Here is a 14,552-nt window from a genome sequence, read left to right as displayed (position 1 = left end):
GCGTCCTAAAGCTGACCTTGAGCAGCTTCGGGTAATGGCCACGCGTGCATATCAGGACCACTCCTCTGCCGACGTTGATGAGCACCTAGAGGACGCACGCGCGGCAGCCGAAGGGCGCAAGGTAATCCCCCTGAAGGTCGGCGGCGGTTTGCCCATTGTCGATTTCGGTCGGTGGAAAGGAGAGCCGCCGGAGCGTCAATTCCTTTGGGGAACGCTCCTCCCGCTTCAACAGACAACGATGCTGACCGGGATGGGCGGCGTCGGCAAGAGCCTCCTCGCTCAGCAACTGGCGACCTACGCGGCAGTTGGTGCCCCGCTCCTTGGGTTGGAGACGGTCAGAACCAAGACGCTGTACATTACCTGCGAGGACGACGCGGACGAACTGTGGCGCCGTCAGTCGGCAATCTGCGCCAGCCTCGGAGTGGAGATCGGCGAGCTGAGCGGGGCGCTTCATCTGGCCTCGCTCTGCGGCGAGCTCGATACGGCGCTGGCGACCTTCAAGGATACTGGCGAGATACAGCCCACGGGTCGATGGGAGCAGTTGCAAGCCGATGTGCTGAGCTTGGGCATAGGTTTGATCGTGTTCGACAACGTGACGGACGCGATGGCCGGCGACCTGAACGACATTCACCAGGTGGCAGAGTTCGTGAACCTCACGACTGGCCTTGCGATCCGGGCCGGCGCAGCGTTCTTGCTTCTGCATCACCCAAACAAGGCGGGCGAGGAATGGCTGGGCAGTGTGGCGTGGCACAACAAGGTGAGATCTCGCATCGTCATGCGCCGGGGCGAGACAGCAGGCGACGCTGACCTGCGGATGATCAGCAATCCGAAGGCGAATTACGGGCCGAGCGGCAGCGATATTCCCTTTCGGTGGTGTGCTGGTGCCTTCCTCACTGACGATCAGGTGCCCAGCGAATACTTCAAGCACCTCCGCGAGAGCGCTCAGGCGTCCAGCGATAACGACCTGTTCCTTGCCTGCTTGCGTCAGCGCTTCAAGGAACAGCGCGCGGTGTCTGCATCGCCGTCAGCGACCTTCGCCCCAAGCGAGTTCGCGGAGATGCGAGAGAGCAAGGGCGTCGGCCGCGAACGCATGAAGCTGGCGATGAACAGGCTGTTCGCAATGGGTGTGATCGGGACGGGCGAGCTGCCTTGGCTTCGCACCGATAGGCATCGCGCGAAGGGCATCCGAGAGGTCGCGGGCAACGCCTCTGCGCTTGCGGGTGACGCTGCGGGCGACGCGCGGCAGACACCTGCGGGCAACGCGGGCAACGCCACCAGAAAAGCGGCTCAATGCCTTGATATTGCTAGCGGGCGACGTGAGGTAAATTGGCGGCAGAGACACCCCTCCTCCTACGGAGGAGAGGGCGTGGCCCCCGATGGGTGGCCCGCGCCCTCCGATGACGACCTAGAGTGGGGAGGCGACGATGCCGCGTCGGACTGACCGGGGGGCGGTCGAAAGTTGGGAAGGCCACGCGCCTCTAGACCGCGTTTCCCTCATTCGCAGACTTTTTTCCCGACCAATCAACTTTCACCGCTGGCATCACCTCAAGGGTACTGTTCAGATAGCGCAGGAGCGAAGGCATCCGACGAGCCTCACTTTTGACATCGCGTTGAGATCATCGCCCAGAGCGGCCTGCCGTGCCGTCGCAGGTGTTGTGTTTGGCTGGGACTTTAGGTCGGCCCGAAGCGGCCTTTCCACCATCGACTTATTTCCCCAGCTCGTCCGAGGCGCATTATGTCTGACTTCGATTTATTCGGGCACCCGATTGACCCGCGCCATGGCCTGCGGGGGCGTCCACGGCATATGCCCTCGCCATCCCTTCGGGCCTTGGTTCGCAGCATGCATGCTGCGTTGGCCACCCAGCAGGAGATTGCGTCTGCAATCGGGATCACGATCCCAACACTTCTGCTCAACTACGCACGTGAGCTTAACTCGGCATCGCAGGCTTGGCGCAGGCGAGCTGCCCCTGCCGACCAAGACCAAGGCTCGAAGACTCCCCTTGATTCAGGCCGCCCGTGACTGCTGCTGGCCCTTGTCTTTTTGTTTCGGCGCACTTAAACCATGCTTGTGCGCCGGAGCCCCATTGGCTTCCCCGGCGCTTCGCATGGCAAGCGCACCGGCCTTTCCGAGCGCCCGACATGCCGACGACGCGAGCAGCAATTCAGCTGTCCGCATTCACGTCGGCGCGTCGGGCGCTTGACGTTTCGGAGCACATACCCATGAAATCAAAATTGAATATGTCGTCGCTGCGCAACCAGGTCGCGGCAGCGCGCCCTCGAATGGAAAGCCACGACCGAAAGTTTCTTGAGGAAGTAGAGTCGTCTCTAGAGACTGCACGGCACCCGGCCGATTATCGACGAGTTCGTAACCGGATCGTGGCGCACGCGAAGGGTATCGTGGAATCCACGAACACTAACTCCTGGAACGGCGATTCGAATGCCATCCTCGATGGCTGGTATGCCGTGATCGACATGATCGATGCGAAAATCCAGGCTTCGGTGGATGGCGACCGGGCCACTGGTGTGGCCTCTACGTCTAGCGGATGGGTACATGCGGAAACTGGTTCGCCCGTCCACATCTTCGCCAGTTCTGAAAAGCTAACAGACACCATCCAGACATCGCCGCGTAACGATGAAACCCCGAATATGGGGGTAGGTGCGTACGTGCAGGCATTGCTGAATGGGCCGAAGACGCCCGAAATTAGGGCTGCTCTTTCGGAGGGCAGCGATAGCGCTGGCGGGTACAGTATCCCCCTCACCGTCTTACCTCAATTCATCGATCGCCTTCGCAATGCCACGCAGTTTATTCGGGCAGGTGGAAAGACGATCGTGCTTGAGGGCATGAAAACGCGCATTCTACGGATCGACAGTGATCCAGTTGCGGGATGGCGTGCTGAAAATGCCCCGATTTCTGCCAGCGACATGACCTTCAGCGCCTTGGATTTCGTTCCTAAGATGGTTCATGCCTTGGTGAAAGTTTCGGTCGAACTCTTGCAGGACACGGTGAATGCGCGCGATGCTCTAGAGCTGGCAATCGTGCAAGCATTGGCCCAAGAACTGGATCGAGCCGCTTTCTTCGGCACGGGCGAAACTGACAACATGCCTCTTGGCATCGCCAACGTTTCAGGAATCGGGAGCGTGTCGATGGGCGCCGACGGCGGTTCTCCGACGTGGGATGCTTTTATTGATGCGATGTATTCGACCGAGTCGAAGAACGTCCCGATCACGACAGCGGCCGTTATGAATCCACGGACAATGCAGTCACTTCGTAAGCTGAAAGACAGTGAGGGGCGTTATTTGGAGCCCCCGGCCGATGTTGCCAAGATCCCGAAACTTACTACGAACTCGTTCCCGATCAACGAGACGCAGGGCACTGCGTCAGACGCATCCAGCGTAATTCAAGGTGATTTTGGCCAAGCAATCCTTGGTATGCGCCAGGAGCTTGTTATCCAGCGGCTCGACCAGGCCTACATGAGCAACATGCAGGTTGGGTTCCTGGCGTGGATGCGGGCTGACATTGGCATCACGCATCCAGCGGCCTTCACCCGCATTGCAGGCATCCGGCCTTAACAGATCCGGCGGTCGGGGACCGGCCGCTGGTAATCCGCTCCTCTCCAATGAGGCCCATGCGGCGGGGCCAAAAGCGAAAAGCGAGATGCCCGGGGCGGGCCCTAGATCGGGTATTGATGGGTTCAATCTCGCAGCGCCGCACATATCCACGGCCTGTTCTGCGGCTCTTAATACGTTAGGTGACGACCGATTTGGAACCGTCTGCGATTTCCCACTCTTAATGGTTAGGATATCCACAAGTTGTGGATAACCAGTTGACAGGAGGTACCCCAGTAGATTCAAGCGATCTAGTGGAAAGCCGAGCATGACAGACAAGCCCCTTCAGAGGCCTCATTTCAGGCGCCCCCCCATCTTTGAGCAAGCGATTTCCGTCGGTTTCGAGCGGGTTCGCGAGCTTTCCATTGTAGACCCTGGACTCTTTTGGCCGCTGATTCGTGATCAATTCCCCGAGGTGGAGACCGGAATCCGCTTGCCGATCACCACGGAATGGTTTGATGGCATAGAGCAGCAACCTGAATTCACGATCAGCGCCGCGTCACAGCTGCCAAAGACTGTGTTTAAAGCTACAGAGAATGGCGAATTGGTCCAGCTGCAGGACGACAAGTTCGTTTTCAACTGGTTTCGTAATTCAGACGAGGCGGCATATCCCCGGTTCGAACGGACTTCCGAGCGTGCATGGGAGCTCTACGAGCTGTGGGCGAGCTTCTTGTTGTCGCGCTATGGCCACGCGCCGCAGCTCAGACAGGGTGAGCTGACGAATGTTAACGTCATTCCTGTCGAAGACTTCGGCGCCGATTTCGATGACATGGCCGAGGCCTTTAGGGTCGATCCATTCGAATGGAACGTATCTGGACTGGTAGCCGAAACCTATGTTCGCCAGCGCGTGCATAGGATGGTTGGTGAAAGTGGAGAGCCAATTGGGCGCCTGCACAGCGTGATCTCGCCAGTTTTTGGCGTGAATGGCTCTAAGGCATTCCAATTCGAACTTACCGCTCGTAGCGCGTCCACAATTCGCACCGCGAACGAAGCTAAAAAATTTTTCGATCATGCCCACATTATGATCAACAACGCATTCCTTGCGAGCGTGACTGATCGTATGCGGAATTTCTGGGGAGAGCAGAAGCATGGCGAGTAACGCAGTTTTGTCGGACCAGCGCCTTCACGCGCCGGCACCCATCTCGCGAGCTCAACTCGCGATTGATGGAGCCATGAACACGCGGCCTCGCGTCGCGACGAAAGCGGAGCAGCGCGAAATGGTTTTTGACCTCGGCCTTCGCGCTGGGGTGCAGGCGAACTACAAAAATATGCGGTCGAACGAAGAGCCTGCTGGTCTCTTTGCTATCGCAGACGCGATCCGTGAAATTGAAGCGTTGCCGTTCGACTGGGATTCGTACGGTGGTTTGCCTCTTAACGATGGCGCTGTGGAACCCGCGCTCGAATTGGCTATCGCTGGGCTACAGCGTTGCCAGCAGCCTAAGGTGATATTGCGGTCAAATGGCGGGCTCGGTTTGCGTTGGCATAAAGCCAATTGCGAGTTGGAGATTGATGTTGATCCAAACGGAGCTTGCGTGGGCTTGTTCGAGGATCTCGATACCGGAGAAGTTATCGAAGTTCAGGAGCCCGGTACTTCAGACCGGGTGCTCCCGCTTCTTCATAAAATCTGCAAGGTCGTGTGAAGCTCTGATCGATGGGGGAGGCGGGTGAGGGTATCGAAGACGACGCTTCGATAATGGATAGCGCCCGTCTTCTGCGCCGCATCCCTCCGACGTGGGTCGCGAATCCGCCTCGTCCCGACAGTTCGAACTTCGTAGAGAGAAGTCCGGATGGCGGCCTTTCGGTAACTCTTTGGGAAACTGCTGCGGATTTAACAAACACCGTAGCGGAGCGGCCGCCATTTGGGGTCGTGCGAATAACTGCAGCTGAAATTCGAGCAGCGGGATGCAAAATCATCAGAGTTCCGCTCCCAGACAACCCCAACCATTGCGAATGTTATGGTAAACCAAGCCCGCGTCAGCGCAAAGTTCTCGCGCGATCTGCGCGTTGGGTAAAAATTCCGGATGGCGCGGACTCAATAATTTTCGGGACGCTCGATACGCTCTGAAACCCCCGGCTAGTGAAAAAACAAAGTTCGCGAGGCTTGTTGGTCGTCGAACAAAACCGCCGCACGTGATCGTGCCCAGAGAGGTGGTGTAGCTTATCTGGACCACGTTGGTTTGCGGCATCAGCTTGAGCCGGTCATGCTCCTGACACTGCCGAGAGCATGGGGCCGTGTAATCACGAGCATAGGAAAGAGCCGCCTCAGCGCAAATGGACGTTGGTCGCAGAGCTAAAACTGTCCCGCTTCGGTGACATAGTGGCGCCCGCACGATAGCGCGCTTAGCCCTCCCTTTTGGTGAGAGAGGGTTGCGTTGTTTTTGTTGTATGGGCATGATGCCTAGTGGGTGTGGAAGCCCGGACTAGTGAAGCAGGTGGTCCCATTGGCGTGGGTATCATCTGCCGGGACAGCTTGGCGGCTGTCTGAAAAGCGTGGATTGGCGTCCGCCGCTTGCCGACCCCTTATGTCGGGAGCGGAGCGCACATACAATACCCTTTTTGGGGAAAACGCTCCACCTGTCTCACTAGCAGGCTTCCACCCTCCCGGCACCAGGTCCGCTACCTGGGATCACGGCTGTGGAAGGCCGTTCTAGTGAGAACGATCATGATGCATATGCAAATGTCTCCGGGCATCCCAGACGAAGTTCGCTCCGAAATTCTGGAGCTGCGAAACGTCCTCGACGAGCTTTCGGTGCGGATCGAAGATGCATCCGATCTGATGTGGATGCTGGCCGGCAATGACGATCTGTCTCCTTCTCAGAGCAGGACGTTTCGTGCGTTGGAGCATATGACCAAGCACTTCTCTGAACAGGTCGAAGACATTTCGGACAAGCTGGGCGTTCTCTCGACCGGCAAGGCTGCCTGATAAAATAGGACCATCGATCCTATTTACAAAAAGGATCGATGGTCCTATTTGAAGCTTATGGCAGACGAAACCGTATTCAGCCGCGCTGACCTTTGCGCGCTCTCGAACGCTCCCGAGGACGCTGTTGTGTTTTGGGACCGGCAGAGTTTGATCGTTGGCAATCAGTCGCAGCCTCGCGCGCACAAACGCTACGGGCGGCGCGAGGTCATGATTGCTGCCTTGCTCAACGAGTACCGCGCGGTTGGCTTAAACGTGGCGGCGATGCGGTCAATCGTGAGCGAACTCAGGCACGCGTTTGCCATTTATGACAGCGTGCTTAAGCCCAAGTTTTGGCTTGAGATGCTCGGCTTGCCGGACTGGCCCGCAGTTGAGGAAGAGCTTGCTTACCTTCGCGACGCCCACGCGCTTACAGATGCGCAGGTTAGCGAAATTCGCGCTTGCCGGGCAGCGATCCCATTCGACCAAAGTACCAAGGTTTGGGTCGCTGTCGATTTCGGTGATCCTGGCGGGGACTTCGTAGCATGGCCGGATCGCGCGGGTACTTGGCATATCGCAGCCAGTCTTTCGCATGCGTTTGCGCATGAGGCTACGAGCGCCGTGGTCATCAACTGGGGGCAGGTATCGCAGCTGCGCTGGCCCTGGCTCGAACAGGGGGGCGCTTGATGCCCCGCTATGTGACGGCAGAGGAACTGGCTCGTGAAGTCGGTGGCATTTCTGCCCGGACCGTTCGCTCCTTGGCTGCGCGAGGCATGCCGAGAAACAAGCTGGGTAAGGCGTACCTGTACCCATTGGATAAAGCGCTCGCCTGGATCGAGGCGCAGGAGGAAACATGCCCCGACCAAACCTCGGACCCCGGCTTGAGCACATCGCCGGGCGTCCATCCATCTACATCGTCTGGTACGAAGGCGGCCGTAAGCGGAGCCGCAGCACTGGCACGACAGACCGCCGAGAGGCTGAAGTCCAGCTCGCCGGCTTCCTGCGGGAACGTGAGTTATCTCAACGGCCGATAGGTCCGGCTGAACCAGCACAATACCCCATTGCGAGCGCGCTCGACCTTTACGGCACGCTCCACGCGCCTCAAACGGCCGACCCCAAACGAATTGCGCACGCGATGTTTCCGCTCCTCGAATACTGGGGTGAGTTGAACGTCGATGCGATAACCAAGCAAACTTGTCGGGCATATTCCACCTGGCGTGACAAAGCGCCGGCAACGATGCGACGCGAACTCAGCACTCTGAGGGCGGCGCTCAATTTCGCATTCGAGGAAGGGCGGCTAACCCGCGTGCCGTTCGTCGAACTGCCGGAAAAGCCTGATGGACGCGACCGTTGGCTGACGCATGCCGAGGCAGCTGCATTGCTCAATGCTGCCCGCACTGGATACTCGAACGTGAGGCTTTATCTCCCGCTCTTCATTCTCATCGGCCTTTACATGGGCGCTCGCCCTGGTGCGATCTTGGCGCTTCGCTGGCCACAGGTCGATCTGGAAGGGGGCTACATCAACTTCGCAGCGATCGGTACCCGAAGGACCAACAAGCGGAAGGTTAGGGGTCAACCAATCCCGTCTCGGCTGCTTCCATTCCTGAGGTACGCCCGGCAGCGCGGAACGGCGCTTGGTTTCGTCGTTCACGACAATGGCCAGCGTATCAAAGATATCGGCGGGGCTTGGAACGGGGATCTGGAGATGCGCGGCAATGGCAGCTTTGGCAGTGCGTGCAAGCGGGTCGGGCTGTTCGACGTGTCTCCGCACACGCTGAGGCACACCTGCGGCACTTGGATGGCTCAACGCGGCGTCCCGTTGCACCTGATCGCTGGTTGGCTGGGACATACCGATGCCCGAACCACCGAACTCTATGCGCATCACCACCCTGATTACATGGACGTCGCCAAGCGCGCGGCCAACCGTCGCTAGGATTGTGCAAGTTATGTTGCAGTTTCAAACGCCGTTTCCCGGTATGTTCCCGGCGACAAAGCGAGAACACGCCAGCAAAAACGGCGGAAGTCCGCGCGCGGCAAGTTCTCCGAAGGCAGAGGCCACAGGTTCGAATCCTGTCGGGTGCACCATTTCCCATATTTCGGCCTCAGCGCGCACTTCTGCCCGCTCGGCCTTGCCTCACCCCATTAAGACAGGGCCTGTTTCACGCCGCGACCGCGAGGTCGGCGCCGCTGTGGAAGCGTGCGCGATAGTCGCCCGGCGTCAGGCCGAGGATGCGGTGGAAGGTGCGGCGGAACGCGGTGGCGTCCTCGTATCCCACGGTCCAGGCAACCTGATCGATGGGGCGGCGGGTGAATTCCAGCAGCTCGCGCGCCTTGCCGATTCTCAGGTGCTGGACGTACTCGATCGGCTTCATGCCGGTGGCGGCCTTGAAGCGGCGTTGGAGGGTACGTTCCTCCAGGCCTGCCTGCTGCGCCATTTCGGCAAGATTCGTTGCGCGGCCGCCGCGCGATTGCAGCCAGTGCTGGACTTTGAGAATCGCTTCGTCGCCATGGGTGAGGCGGGGGGCGAAGCTGGAATAGTGGCGCTGCTCGCGCCCGGCGGGATCGATCAGCAGGAACTTGGCGGTCTCGATCGTCACGGTGGGGGCCAAAAGGCGGTCGACCAGCCGCAAGCCCAGATCGGTCCAGGCCATCAGGCCGCCGGCGGTGATCAGGTCACCATCCTCGATAACGATTCGGTCGGCATCGACCCGCACTTCGGGGAAGCGGTCCCGCAACTCACTCGCGAAGAGCCAGTGCGTCGTCGCTGGGCGACCATCGAGCAGTCCGGTGGCGGCAAGGATGAAGGCGCCGCCGCAGTTCGAGGCAAGCGTGGTACCACGGGCGTGGCGGTCCCGCAGCCAATCGGCATAGGGCGCGGCTTCGTCGCGGTCGGCCGGACCGGTCAGGCGGCCCGGCACGATCAGTACGGCCGGTTCGCCGGTTTCCTCGGGTGCGGTGTCATGACAGCGCGCGAAAGTGCCGTCGTTGCCGCGTTGCCAGTGGCTGATCCGCAGGGCCGGTCCGCCGTTGCGCGTGGAGAAGAGCGAGGCGATCGCGAAAAGGTCGGTGATGCCGTGGACCATGGCCGCCTGACAGTCCCGGTAAAGCACCAGTCCTATTTCGCGGGTATGCGGGCCCAAATTCGCGGAGGCCGATGTCATCGTCGCCATGCTCCTGTGTCGTAATCGGCCTGTTCAATGTCGCATGCGACAATTCCGGGCGGAACCGGCCGAGCGTACCTTCAATCCCATGGAGCGCAAAGGTGGTCCCGGATGACAAGGACCATTGGATCGTTGCCTCCGCGCTCGAAACGGCAGGAATCGTCAAGCAGGCCATACTCAAGGTATACAAGCGGAGCTGTCATGGCCTGACGCAGGTCGCGGCCGACCGCTTCAATGCCCATCTTCTCGATTCCATCCGTACCCCGAACCCTGGAGACCCGGTGGCAGCGATGATCGCCGGGCTCCTCCCGAAAAGGAGTAATGGCATGACCAGCAAGACTTATCTCGTCACCGGGGCATCCGACGGTATCGGTGCGCTCTATGCAGACCGGCTGGCCCGCCGGGGCCACGACCTGATTCTCGTGGCGCGCCGCAAGGACAAGCTGGCCGATCTTGCCGCCCGGCTGGAAGCGGAGACGAGAGTCTCGGTGGAGGTGATCGGCGCGGACCTCGCCAATGCCGGCGACCTGTTGCACGTGGAACAGCGGCTGCGCGAAGATGCGGCCATCGTCGGCCTCATCAACAATGCCGGGATCGCCAACGAGGGCACGATCCTGGAGGCGGACCCCGATTACCTCTCGGCCATGATCGACCTCAATATCCGCGCCGTCACGCGCCTTTCGGCGGCCATCGCGCCCCGGCTGGCGGCGGCGGGTGAGGGGACCATCGTCAACGTCACTTCGGTTACCGCGTTGATGCCGGAGGCATTCACGGCGGTCTATCCCGCGACCAAGGCCTATGTCCTGGCCTTGTCCGAGGCGCTGGCCGCCGAACTGGGGCCCAAGGGCGTGCGCGTGCAGGCCGTGCTGCCCGGGATCACCCGAACTCCGATCTGGACCGAGGAGAAGATGGCCGCGCTGCCCGCGCACATGGTCATGGAGGCCGAAGATATGGTCGATGCCGCGCTTACGGGGCTCGACATGGGGGAGGCGGTGACGATCCCGGCTCTGCCAGACATGGCGCAGTACGAGGCCTATATCGCCGCCCGCACGGCGCTGCGCCCCGGTCTTTCGCTGGCAAAACCCGCCGCGCGCTACGGCGCGGTCTTCGCTAACTGAGGGAGGGCGCGCCATGATCCTCGGTCTCACGCTGGGCCAGTTCACTGCGCTCCATGTCGCGATCAGCCTTGTGGGAATCGCCAGCGGCCTGGTGGTCCTCCTCGCCTTCGCTGGCGGACGGCGGCGCATCGCCGGGCTCTCCGGCCTGTTCCTGATTACCACGGCGGCGACAACGCTGACGGGGTTCCTGTTCCCCTTCAACGGACCGACCCCGGCCTTCGTCACCGGCGTCATCTCCATCCCGGTGCTCGCCGTGGCATTCGCCGCCTACTTCGGATGCAAGCTGCGGGGCAGGGCGGCGGCCGTCTACGCGGTGAGCGCCAGCATCGCGCTCTACTTCAATCTGCTGGCCTTCGTGACTCAGGCATTCCTCAAGGTACCGCCGCTCCACGCGCTGGCACCTTCGGGAACCGAGCCGCCTTTCCTGGTGGCGCAAGTGGTGATGCTGGCGGCGATGATCGGGCTGGGAACGCTCTCGTTTCGCGCCGCGCGCCGGGCCTGACCGGGGCTGAAAGAACCGGCCTTGCAGCGCGCGCAGGAACCTTCGGATCCTGCGCGCGCAAGCTATCCACCGAATTCCCAACCGCAATGGCTGACAAAGTGCGAATCGGGCTTGCGCGCGCTTGCATGGGCCTTGCGGCTTGGGGCATGAGGGCTTCGTGCTTTCGCAGAAGACCCGCTACGCCATCCGCGCCATGCAGCACCTCGCCGACCACTACGGTCAGGGGCCGATACAACTGGCGCCGATCGCAGAGGCGCAGAACATCCCCGCCAAGTTCCTGACGACGATCCTTTCCGAGCTGACCCGCTTCGGCATTGTCGATTCGCAGCGTGGCAAGGATGGCGGATACTGGCTGGCGGTGGCGCCGGTCGACATCACCTATGGCGACCTTATCCGGATCATGCGCGGATCGCTGGCGCTGGTGCCCTGCGCCAGCCGTTTTGCGCATGAAAAATGCAAGAACTGCCTTGAAGAAGGCGAGTGCCGCACACGCGCGCTGATGCTCGAAGTGCGAGATCGCACCGCCGATCTCCTTGACGGAATCCGCCTGTCCGACCGTATCGATCTGGTCCCCGCGCAGGAAGAAGACGAAGCCGCCTGATCCCGGATTTCTTCGGCTTTTTGGCGGTTTCCTGCCCTTTCTGGCAGCCTCTACCCCTTTCGGAATCAAGCCCGCGCCGGAGCATCGCTTCGGCGCAAATAGTTTTTGCTCTGGCGCGAAAACCAGAAACTTTCGGGTAGGGGTATTGTCAACTTTTTAGGTTGAGAATACCAATGCGAATGCGACGCTCAAACGCCGCGCTCAGAGGAAGATTCGCAATGGCTCAACCGTCAACGGACACCCAGCGATCGGGACTGCACCTTTCCAGGGATTCCGAGAGCGCCATTCCCAAGCCGGCACCGCTCCAGGTGGTTGCCGATGCTCTCGGCACGATGCGCTACGGCGTCATCCAGCTGACAGTCCACGATGGCAAGCTGGTCCAGCTCGACATCACCGAACGCAAGCGCTTCGCCTCCTAAAGGCGCGCGCCACACAGAACACCGATAATCTGCCGAGCAGACCGGACCGCCGGATGTGAGGCCCCTAACCATACAACAAATCCAAGGGGGACTTCATGAGAAGACACGTCCGCGGGCCGCTGCCGGCCCCGCTTCCGCTCGCCTGCCTTTCGTTTACGCTGCTACTGGCCGCTACGCCGGCGCTGGCATCCGAAGCGCCGGCTGCCGCGACTTCTGCCGCCGCCGCGACGACTTCGGCGGATGCCGAACAGGAATCGCCCACGTCGGTCGGCACCGGTGCCCATGACCGTGGCGGCGAGATTCTCGTCACCGCGCGGCGCCGTCAGGAATCGAGTCAGGAAGTGCCGCTGGCGATCTCGGTCGTGGGCGGCGAACACCTTGATTCAACGGGCGCCTTCAACGTTGGCCGCCTGCAACAGCTGACACCGACCTTGCAGTTCTATTCGTCGAACCCGCGCAACACGGCGGTGAACATCCGCGGCCTCGGCGCGCCGTTCGGTCTCACCAACGACGGCATCGAGCAGGGCGTCGGCATCTATATCGACGACGTCTACAATTCGCGCGTCGCCTCCGCCACGTTCGACTTCCTCGACGTTGCCCAGATCGAAGTGCTGCGCGGCCCGCAGGGTACGCTCTACGGCAAGAACACCACGGCCGGCGCGATCAACATCACGACCAACCAGCCGACCTTCGATTTCCAGGGCAAGGCAGAGGTCTCGGTCGGCAATTACAACTTCAAGCAGGCCAAGGTCGCCGTCTCCGGCCCGCTGACCGACAATGTGGCGATCCGTATCGCGGCCTCGACCACCGATCGTCGCGGCACGATCTACAATGTGACGACCAACCAGTGGATCCAGAGCCAGGACAATATCGGTTTGCGCGGGCAGGTGCTCTGGAAGCCCACCGAAGATCTGGCGATCACGTTCGCCGGTGACTATTCTACCCAGGATGCGAATTGCTGCGGCTCGGTCTTCGTCGGCTATGGCCCCACCCAGCGCGCCAGCAACCGCCAGTACCCGGCGCTGGCCGCCGCGCTCGGCTATACGCCGCCCAGCACCAATCCATACGATCGCCTGACCGACCTCGACACGCCGCTGAGGGCGAAGAACAAGATCGGCGGCGCTTCGGTGCGCGTGAAGTGGGATGTCGGTCCCGGTACGCTGACCTCCGTTTCTGCCTGGCGCTTCTGGGACTGGGATCCGTCGAACGACCGTGACTTCACTGCTTTGCCGATCGTCACGCTCTCACAGAACCCGTCGCAGCAGAACCAGTACACGCAGGAACTGCGCTACAACTACAGCGGCAAGCACTTCGATTTCGTGGTCGGCGCCTTCGGCTTTTATCAGCGGATCGATACGCAGGGCACCGAATCGCAAGGCTCGGCCGCCAGCCGCTGGAATATCAATCCCGGCACCAATGCCCAGGTCCCGCCGGGATCGTCGGGCTGCGGCCCCAGCGCATCGAACAAGCTGGCCTGCGATCCCACGGTGCTCAATGGGCTGACCGCCTACAACACGCAGTACCTGAAGAACACCAGCGCGGCGCTGTATGGCCAGCTCAGCTGGCACGTCACGCCCGAACTGACCGTGCAGCCCGGTGTGCGCCTGAACTACGACAAGAAGGAGGGCTACTACCAGCGCCGCGTGTTCGACGGGCAGGGTAACGAACTGCTGCTGGGACTGCCGTCCTATACCGCGCGCCAGACCGCCCAGTTGGCGATCTACACCCCGCAGGAAATTTCGCCCGAGTTCAGCGACTGGAACTTCAGCTACGATTTCAACGTCAGCTACAAGGTCACGCCCGACATCCTCGTCTATGCGACCTATGCAAAGAGCTTCAAGTCGGGCGGCATCAACCTGAACGGCGTGCCGGTCGATTCGCAGAATAACCCGATCCTCGCCGCGCAGACGGTGAAGCCGGAATCGGTCCACAACTACGAAGTCGGCATCAAGACCCAGTTCTGGGATCGCCGTGCGACCTTCAACCTGGCGATCTTCCGCTCCGACATTGGCAATTACCAGGCCAACGTCACCAACGGCCAGTATGGCGTGCTGCGCGGTTACCTCGCCAATGCGCAGGAAGTGCGCTCGCAGGGCGTCGAGTGGGACTTCTCGGTCCGCCCGAGCGAACGCTTCAACGCCTACCTCAACGGCTCCTACACCGATGCAACCTATCGCAAGTTCACCGACGCGCCTTGCCCGCCGGAACTTTCAGGCGGCACCACCGTCACCGGCACGCAAACGCCG

At 61.0% G+C, this 14,552-nt stretch carries 13 protein-coding genes (1 of these 13 cut by a window edge); 12 read left to right on the top strand and 1 reads right to left on the bottom strand.

Annotated features, from left to right (window positions below):
* The first annotated feature begins 34 nt into the window (after positions 1 to 34).
* The 7 genes from AC1VVM_RS03515 to AC1VVM_RS03485 all read left to right on the top strand — a co-directional run bounded on the left by AC1VVM_RS03515 (position 35) and on the right by AC1VVM_RS03485 (position 8,438).
* Positions 35 to 1,441 carry an AAA family ATPase gene (locus AC1VVM_RS03515; RefSeq protein WP_482955853.1) on the top strand — a complete coding sequence of 469 codons (1,407 nt, stop codon included), beginning with the start codon at positions 35 to 37 and terminating at the stop codon, positions 1,439 to 1,441.
* 779 nt (positions 1,442 to 2,220) lie between these two features.
* Entirely contained in the window at positions 2,221 to 3,570 is a 1,350-nt protein-coding gene (locus tag AC1VVM_RS03510) for a phage major capsid protein (RefSeq protein WP_482955852.1), read from the top strand.
* Positions 3,571 to 3,874: 304 nt separating this feature from the next.
* Entirely contained in the window at positions 3,875 to 4,705 is an 831-nt protein-coding gene (locus AC1VVM_RS03505; RefSeq protein ID WP_482955851.1) for a TIGR04255 family protein, read from the top strand.
* On the top strand, positions 4,695 to 5,246 hold the full coding sequence (locus tag AC1VVM_RS03500; RefSeq protein ID WP_482955850.1) for a hypothetical protein: 552 nt from the start codon (positions 4,695 to 4,697) through the stop codon (positions 5,244 to 5,246). The genes AC1VVM_RS03505 and AC1VVM_RS03500 overlap by 11 nt, the downstream gene beginning before the upstream one ends.
* A 1,022-nt stretch (positions 5,247 to 6,268) precedes the next feature.
* Positions 6,269 to 6,529, top strand: a complete 261-nt coding sequence (locus tag AC1VVM_RS03495; protein WP_482955849.1) for a hypothetical protein — start codon at positions 6,269 to 6,271, stop codon at positions 6,527 to 6,529.
* Positions 6,530 to 6,586: 57 nt separating this feature from the next.
* On the top strand, positions 6,587 to 7,192 hold the full coding sequence (locus AC1VVM_RS03490) for a hypothetical protein (protein WP_482955848.1): 606 nt from the start codon (positions 6,587 to 6,589) through the stop codon (positions 7,190 to 7,192).
* Between the two features lie 166 nt (positions 7,193 to 7,358).
* The gene (locus AC1VVM_RS03485) at positions 7,359 to 8,438 is read left to right on the top strand and encodes a tyrosine-type recombinase/integrase (RefSeq protein ID WP_482955847.1); all 1,080 of its coding nucleotides are present in this window, start codon (positions 7,359 to 7,361) and stop codon (positions 8,436 to 8,438) included.
* 226 nt (positions 8,439 to 8,664) lie between these two features.
* Here the strand turns inward: AC1VVM_RS03485 and AC1VVM_RS03480 are convergent, their stop codons facing one another.
* Positions 8,665 to 9,666: a GlxA family transcriptional regulator gene (locus AC1VVM_RS03480; protein WP_482955846.1), complete on the bottom strand. Its 1,002-nt coding sequence runs from the start codon at positions 9,664 to 9,666 to the stop codon at positions 8,665 to 8,667.
* Between the two features lie 326 nt (positions 9,667 to 9,992).
* Here AC1VVM_RS03480 and AC1VVM_RS03475 point away from each other — a divergent pair, with 326 nt between their 5' ends.
* The 5 genes from AC1VVM_RS03475 to AC1VVM_RS03455 form a co-directional block, all read left to right on the top strand.
* Positions 9,993 to 10,784, top strand: coding sequence for an SDR family NAD(P)-dependent oxidoreductase (locus AC1VVM_RS03475; RefSeq protein WP_482902778.1), 792 nt, complete (start codon positions 9,993 to 9,995; stop codon positions 10,782 to 10,784).
* Between the two features lie 13 nt (positions 10,785 to 10,797).
* Positions 10,798 to 11,286 (top strand): hypothetical protein, encoded by a 489-nt coding sequence (locus tag AC1VVM_RS03470; RefSeq protein ID WP_482902777.1) that lies wholly within the window; start codon positions 10,798 to 10,800, stop codon positions 11,284 to 11,286.
* 157 nt (positions 11,287 to 11,443) lie between these two features.
* Positions 11,444 to 11,887 carry an RrF2 family transcriptional regulator gene (locus tag AC1VVM_RS03465; protein ID WP_132387515.1) on the top strand — a complete coding sequence of 148 codons (444 nt, stop codon included), beginning with the start codon at positions 11,444 to 11,446 and terminating at the stop codon, positions 11,885 to 11,887.
* A gap of 218 nt (positions 11,888 to 12,105) precedes the next feature.
* On the top strand, positions 12,106 to 12,306 hold the full coding sequence (locus AC1VVM_RS03460) for a YezD family protein (protein ID WP_132387513.1): 201 nt from the start codon (positions 12,106 to 12,108) through the stop codon (positions 12,304 to 12,306).
* Positions 12,307 to 12,401: 95 nt separating this feature from the next.
* Positions 12,402 to 14,552 carry the 5' portion of a TonB-dependent receptor gene (locus AC1VVM_RS03455; RefSeq protein ID WP_482902776.1) on the top strand. Its footprint extends 411 nt past the window's final position, so 2,151 of the gene's 2,562 nt are visible here — the first part of the coding sequence; it begins with the start codon at positions 12,402 to 12,404; the stop codon falls past the right edge of the window.

The sequence above is a fragment of the Novosphingobium sp. BL-S-33 genome, assembly GCF_056857025.1.
Note: the sequence above shows the minus strand (reverse complement) of the source record. Positions and strands in the feature narration are given on the sequence as shown.

Excerpts from the sequence above, each read along its gene's own strand:
- AC1VVM_RS03515 (WP_482955853.1), top strand. The coding sequence starts at position 35 with ATGGCCACGCGTGCATATCAGGACCACTCCTCTGCCGACGTTGATGAG.
- AC1VVM_RS03510 (WP_482955852.1), top strand. The coding sequence starts at position 2,221 with ATGAAATCAAAATTGAATATGTCGTCGCTGCGCAACCAGGTCGCGGCA.
- AC1VVM_RS03505 (WP_482955851.1), top strand. The coding sequence starts at position 3,875 with ATGACAGACAAGCCCCTTCAGAGGCCTCATTTCAGGCGCCCCCCCATC.
- AC1VVM_RS03500 (WP_482955850.1), top strand. The coding sequence starts at position 4,695 with ATGGCGAGTAACGCAGTTTTGTCGGACCAGCGCCTTCACGCGCCGGCA.
- AC1VVM_RS03495 (WP_482955849.1), top strand. The coding sequence starts at position 6,269 with ATGATGCATATGCAAATGTCTCCGGGCATCCCAGACGAAGTTCGCTCC.
- AC1VVM_RS03490 (WP_482955848.1), top strand. The coding sequence starts at position 6,587 with ATGGCAGACGAAACCGTATTCAGCCGCGCTGACCTTTGCGCGCTCTCG.
- AC1VVM_RS03485 (WP_482955847.1), top strand. The coding sequence starts at position 7,359 with ATGCCCCGACCAAACCTCGGACCCCGGCTTGAGCACATCGCCGGGCGT.
- AC1VVM_RS03480 (WP_482955846.1), bottom strand. The coding sequence starts at position 9,666 with ATGACATCGGCCTCCGCGAATTTGGGCCCGCATACCCGCGAAATAGGA.
- AC1VVM_RS03475 (WP_482902778.1), top strand. The coding sequence starts at position 9,993 with ATGACCAGCAAGACTTATCTCGTCACCGGGGCATCCGACGGTATCGGT.
- AC1VVM_RS03470 (WP_482902777.1), top strand. The coding sequence starts at position 10,798 with ATGATCCTCGGTCTCACGCTGGGCCAGTTCACTGCGCTCCATGTCGCG.
- AC1VVM_RS03460 (WP_132387513.1), top strand. The coding sequence starts at position 12,106 with ATGGCTCAACCGTCAACGGACACCCAGCGATCGGGACTGCACCTTTCC.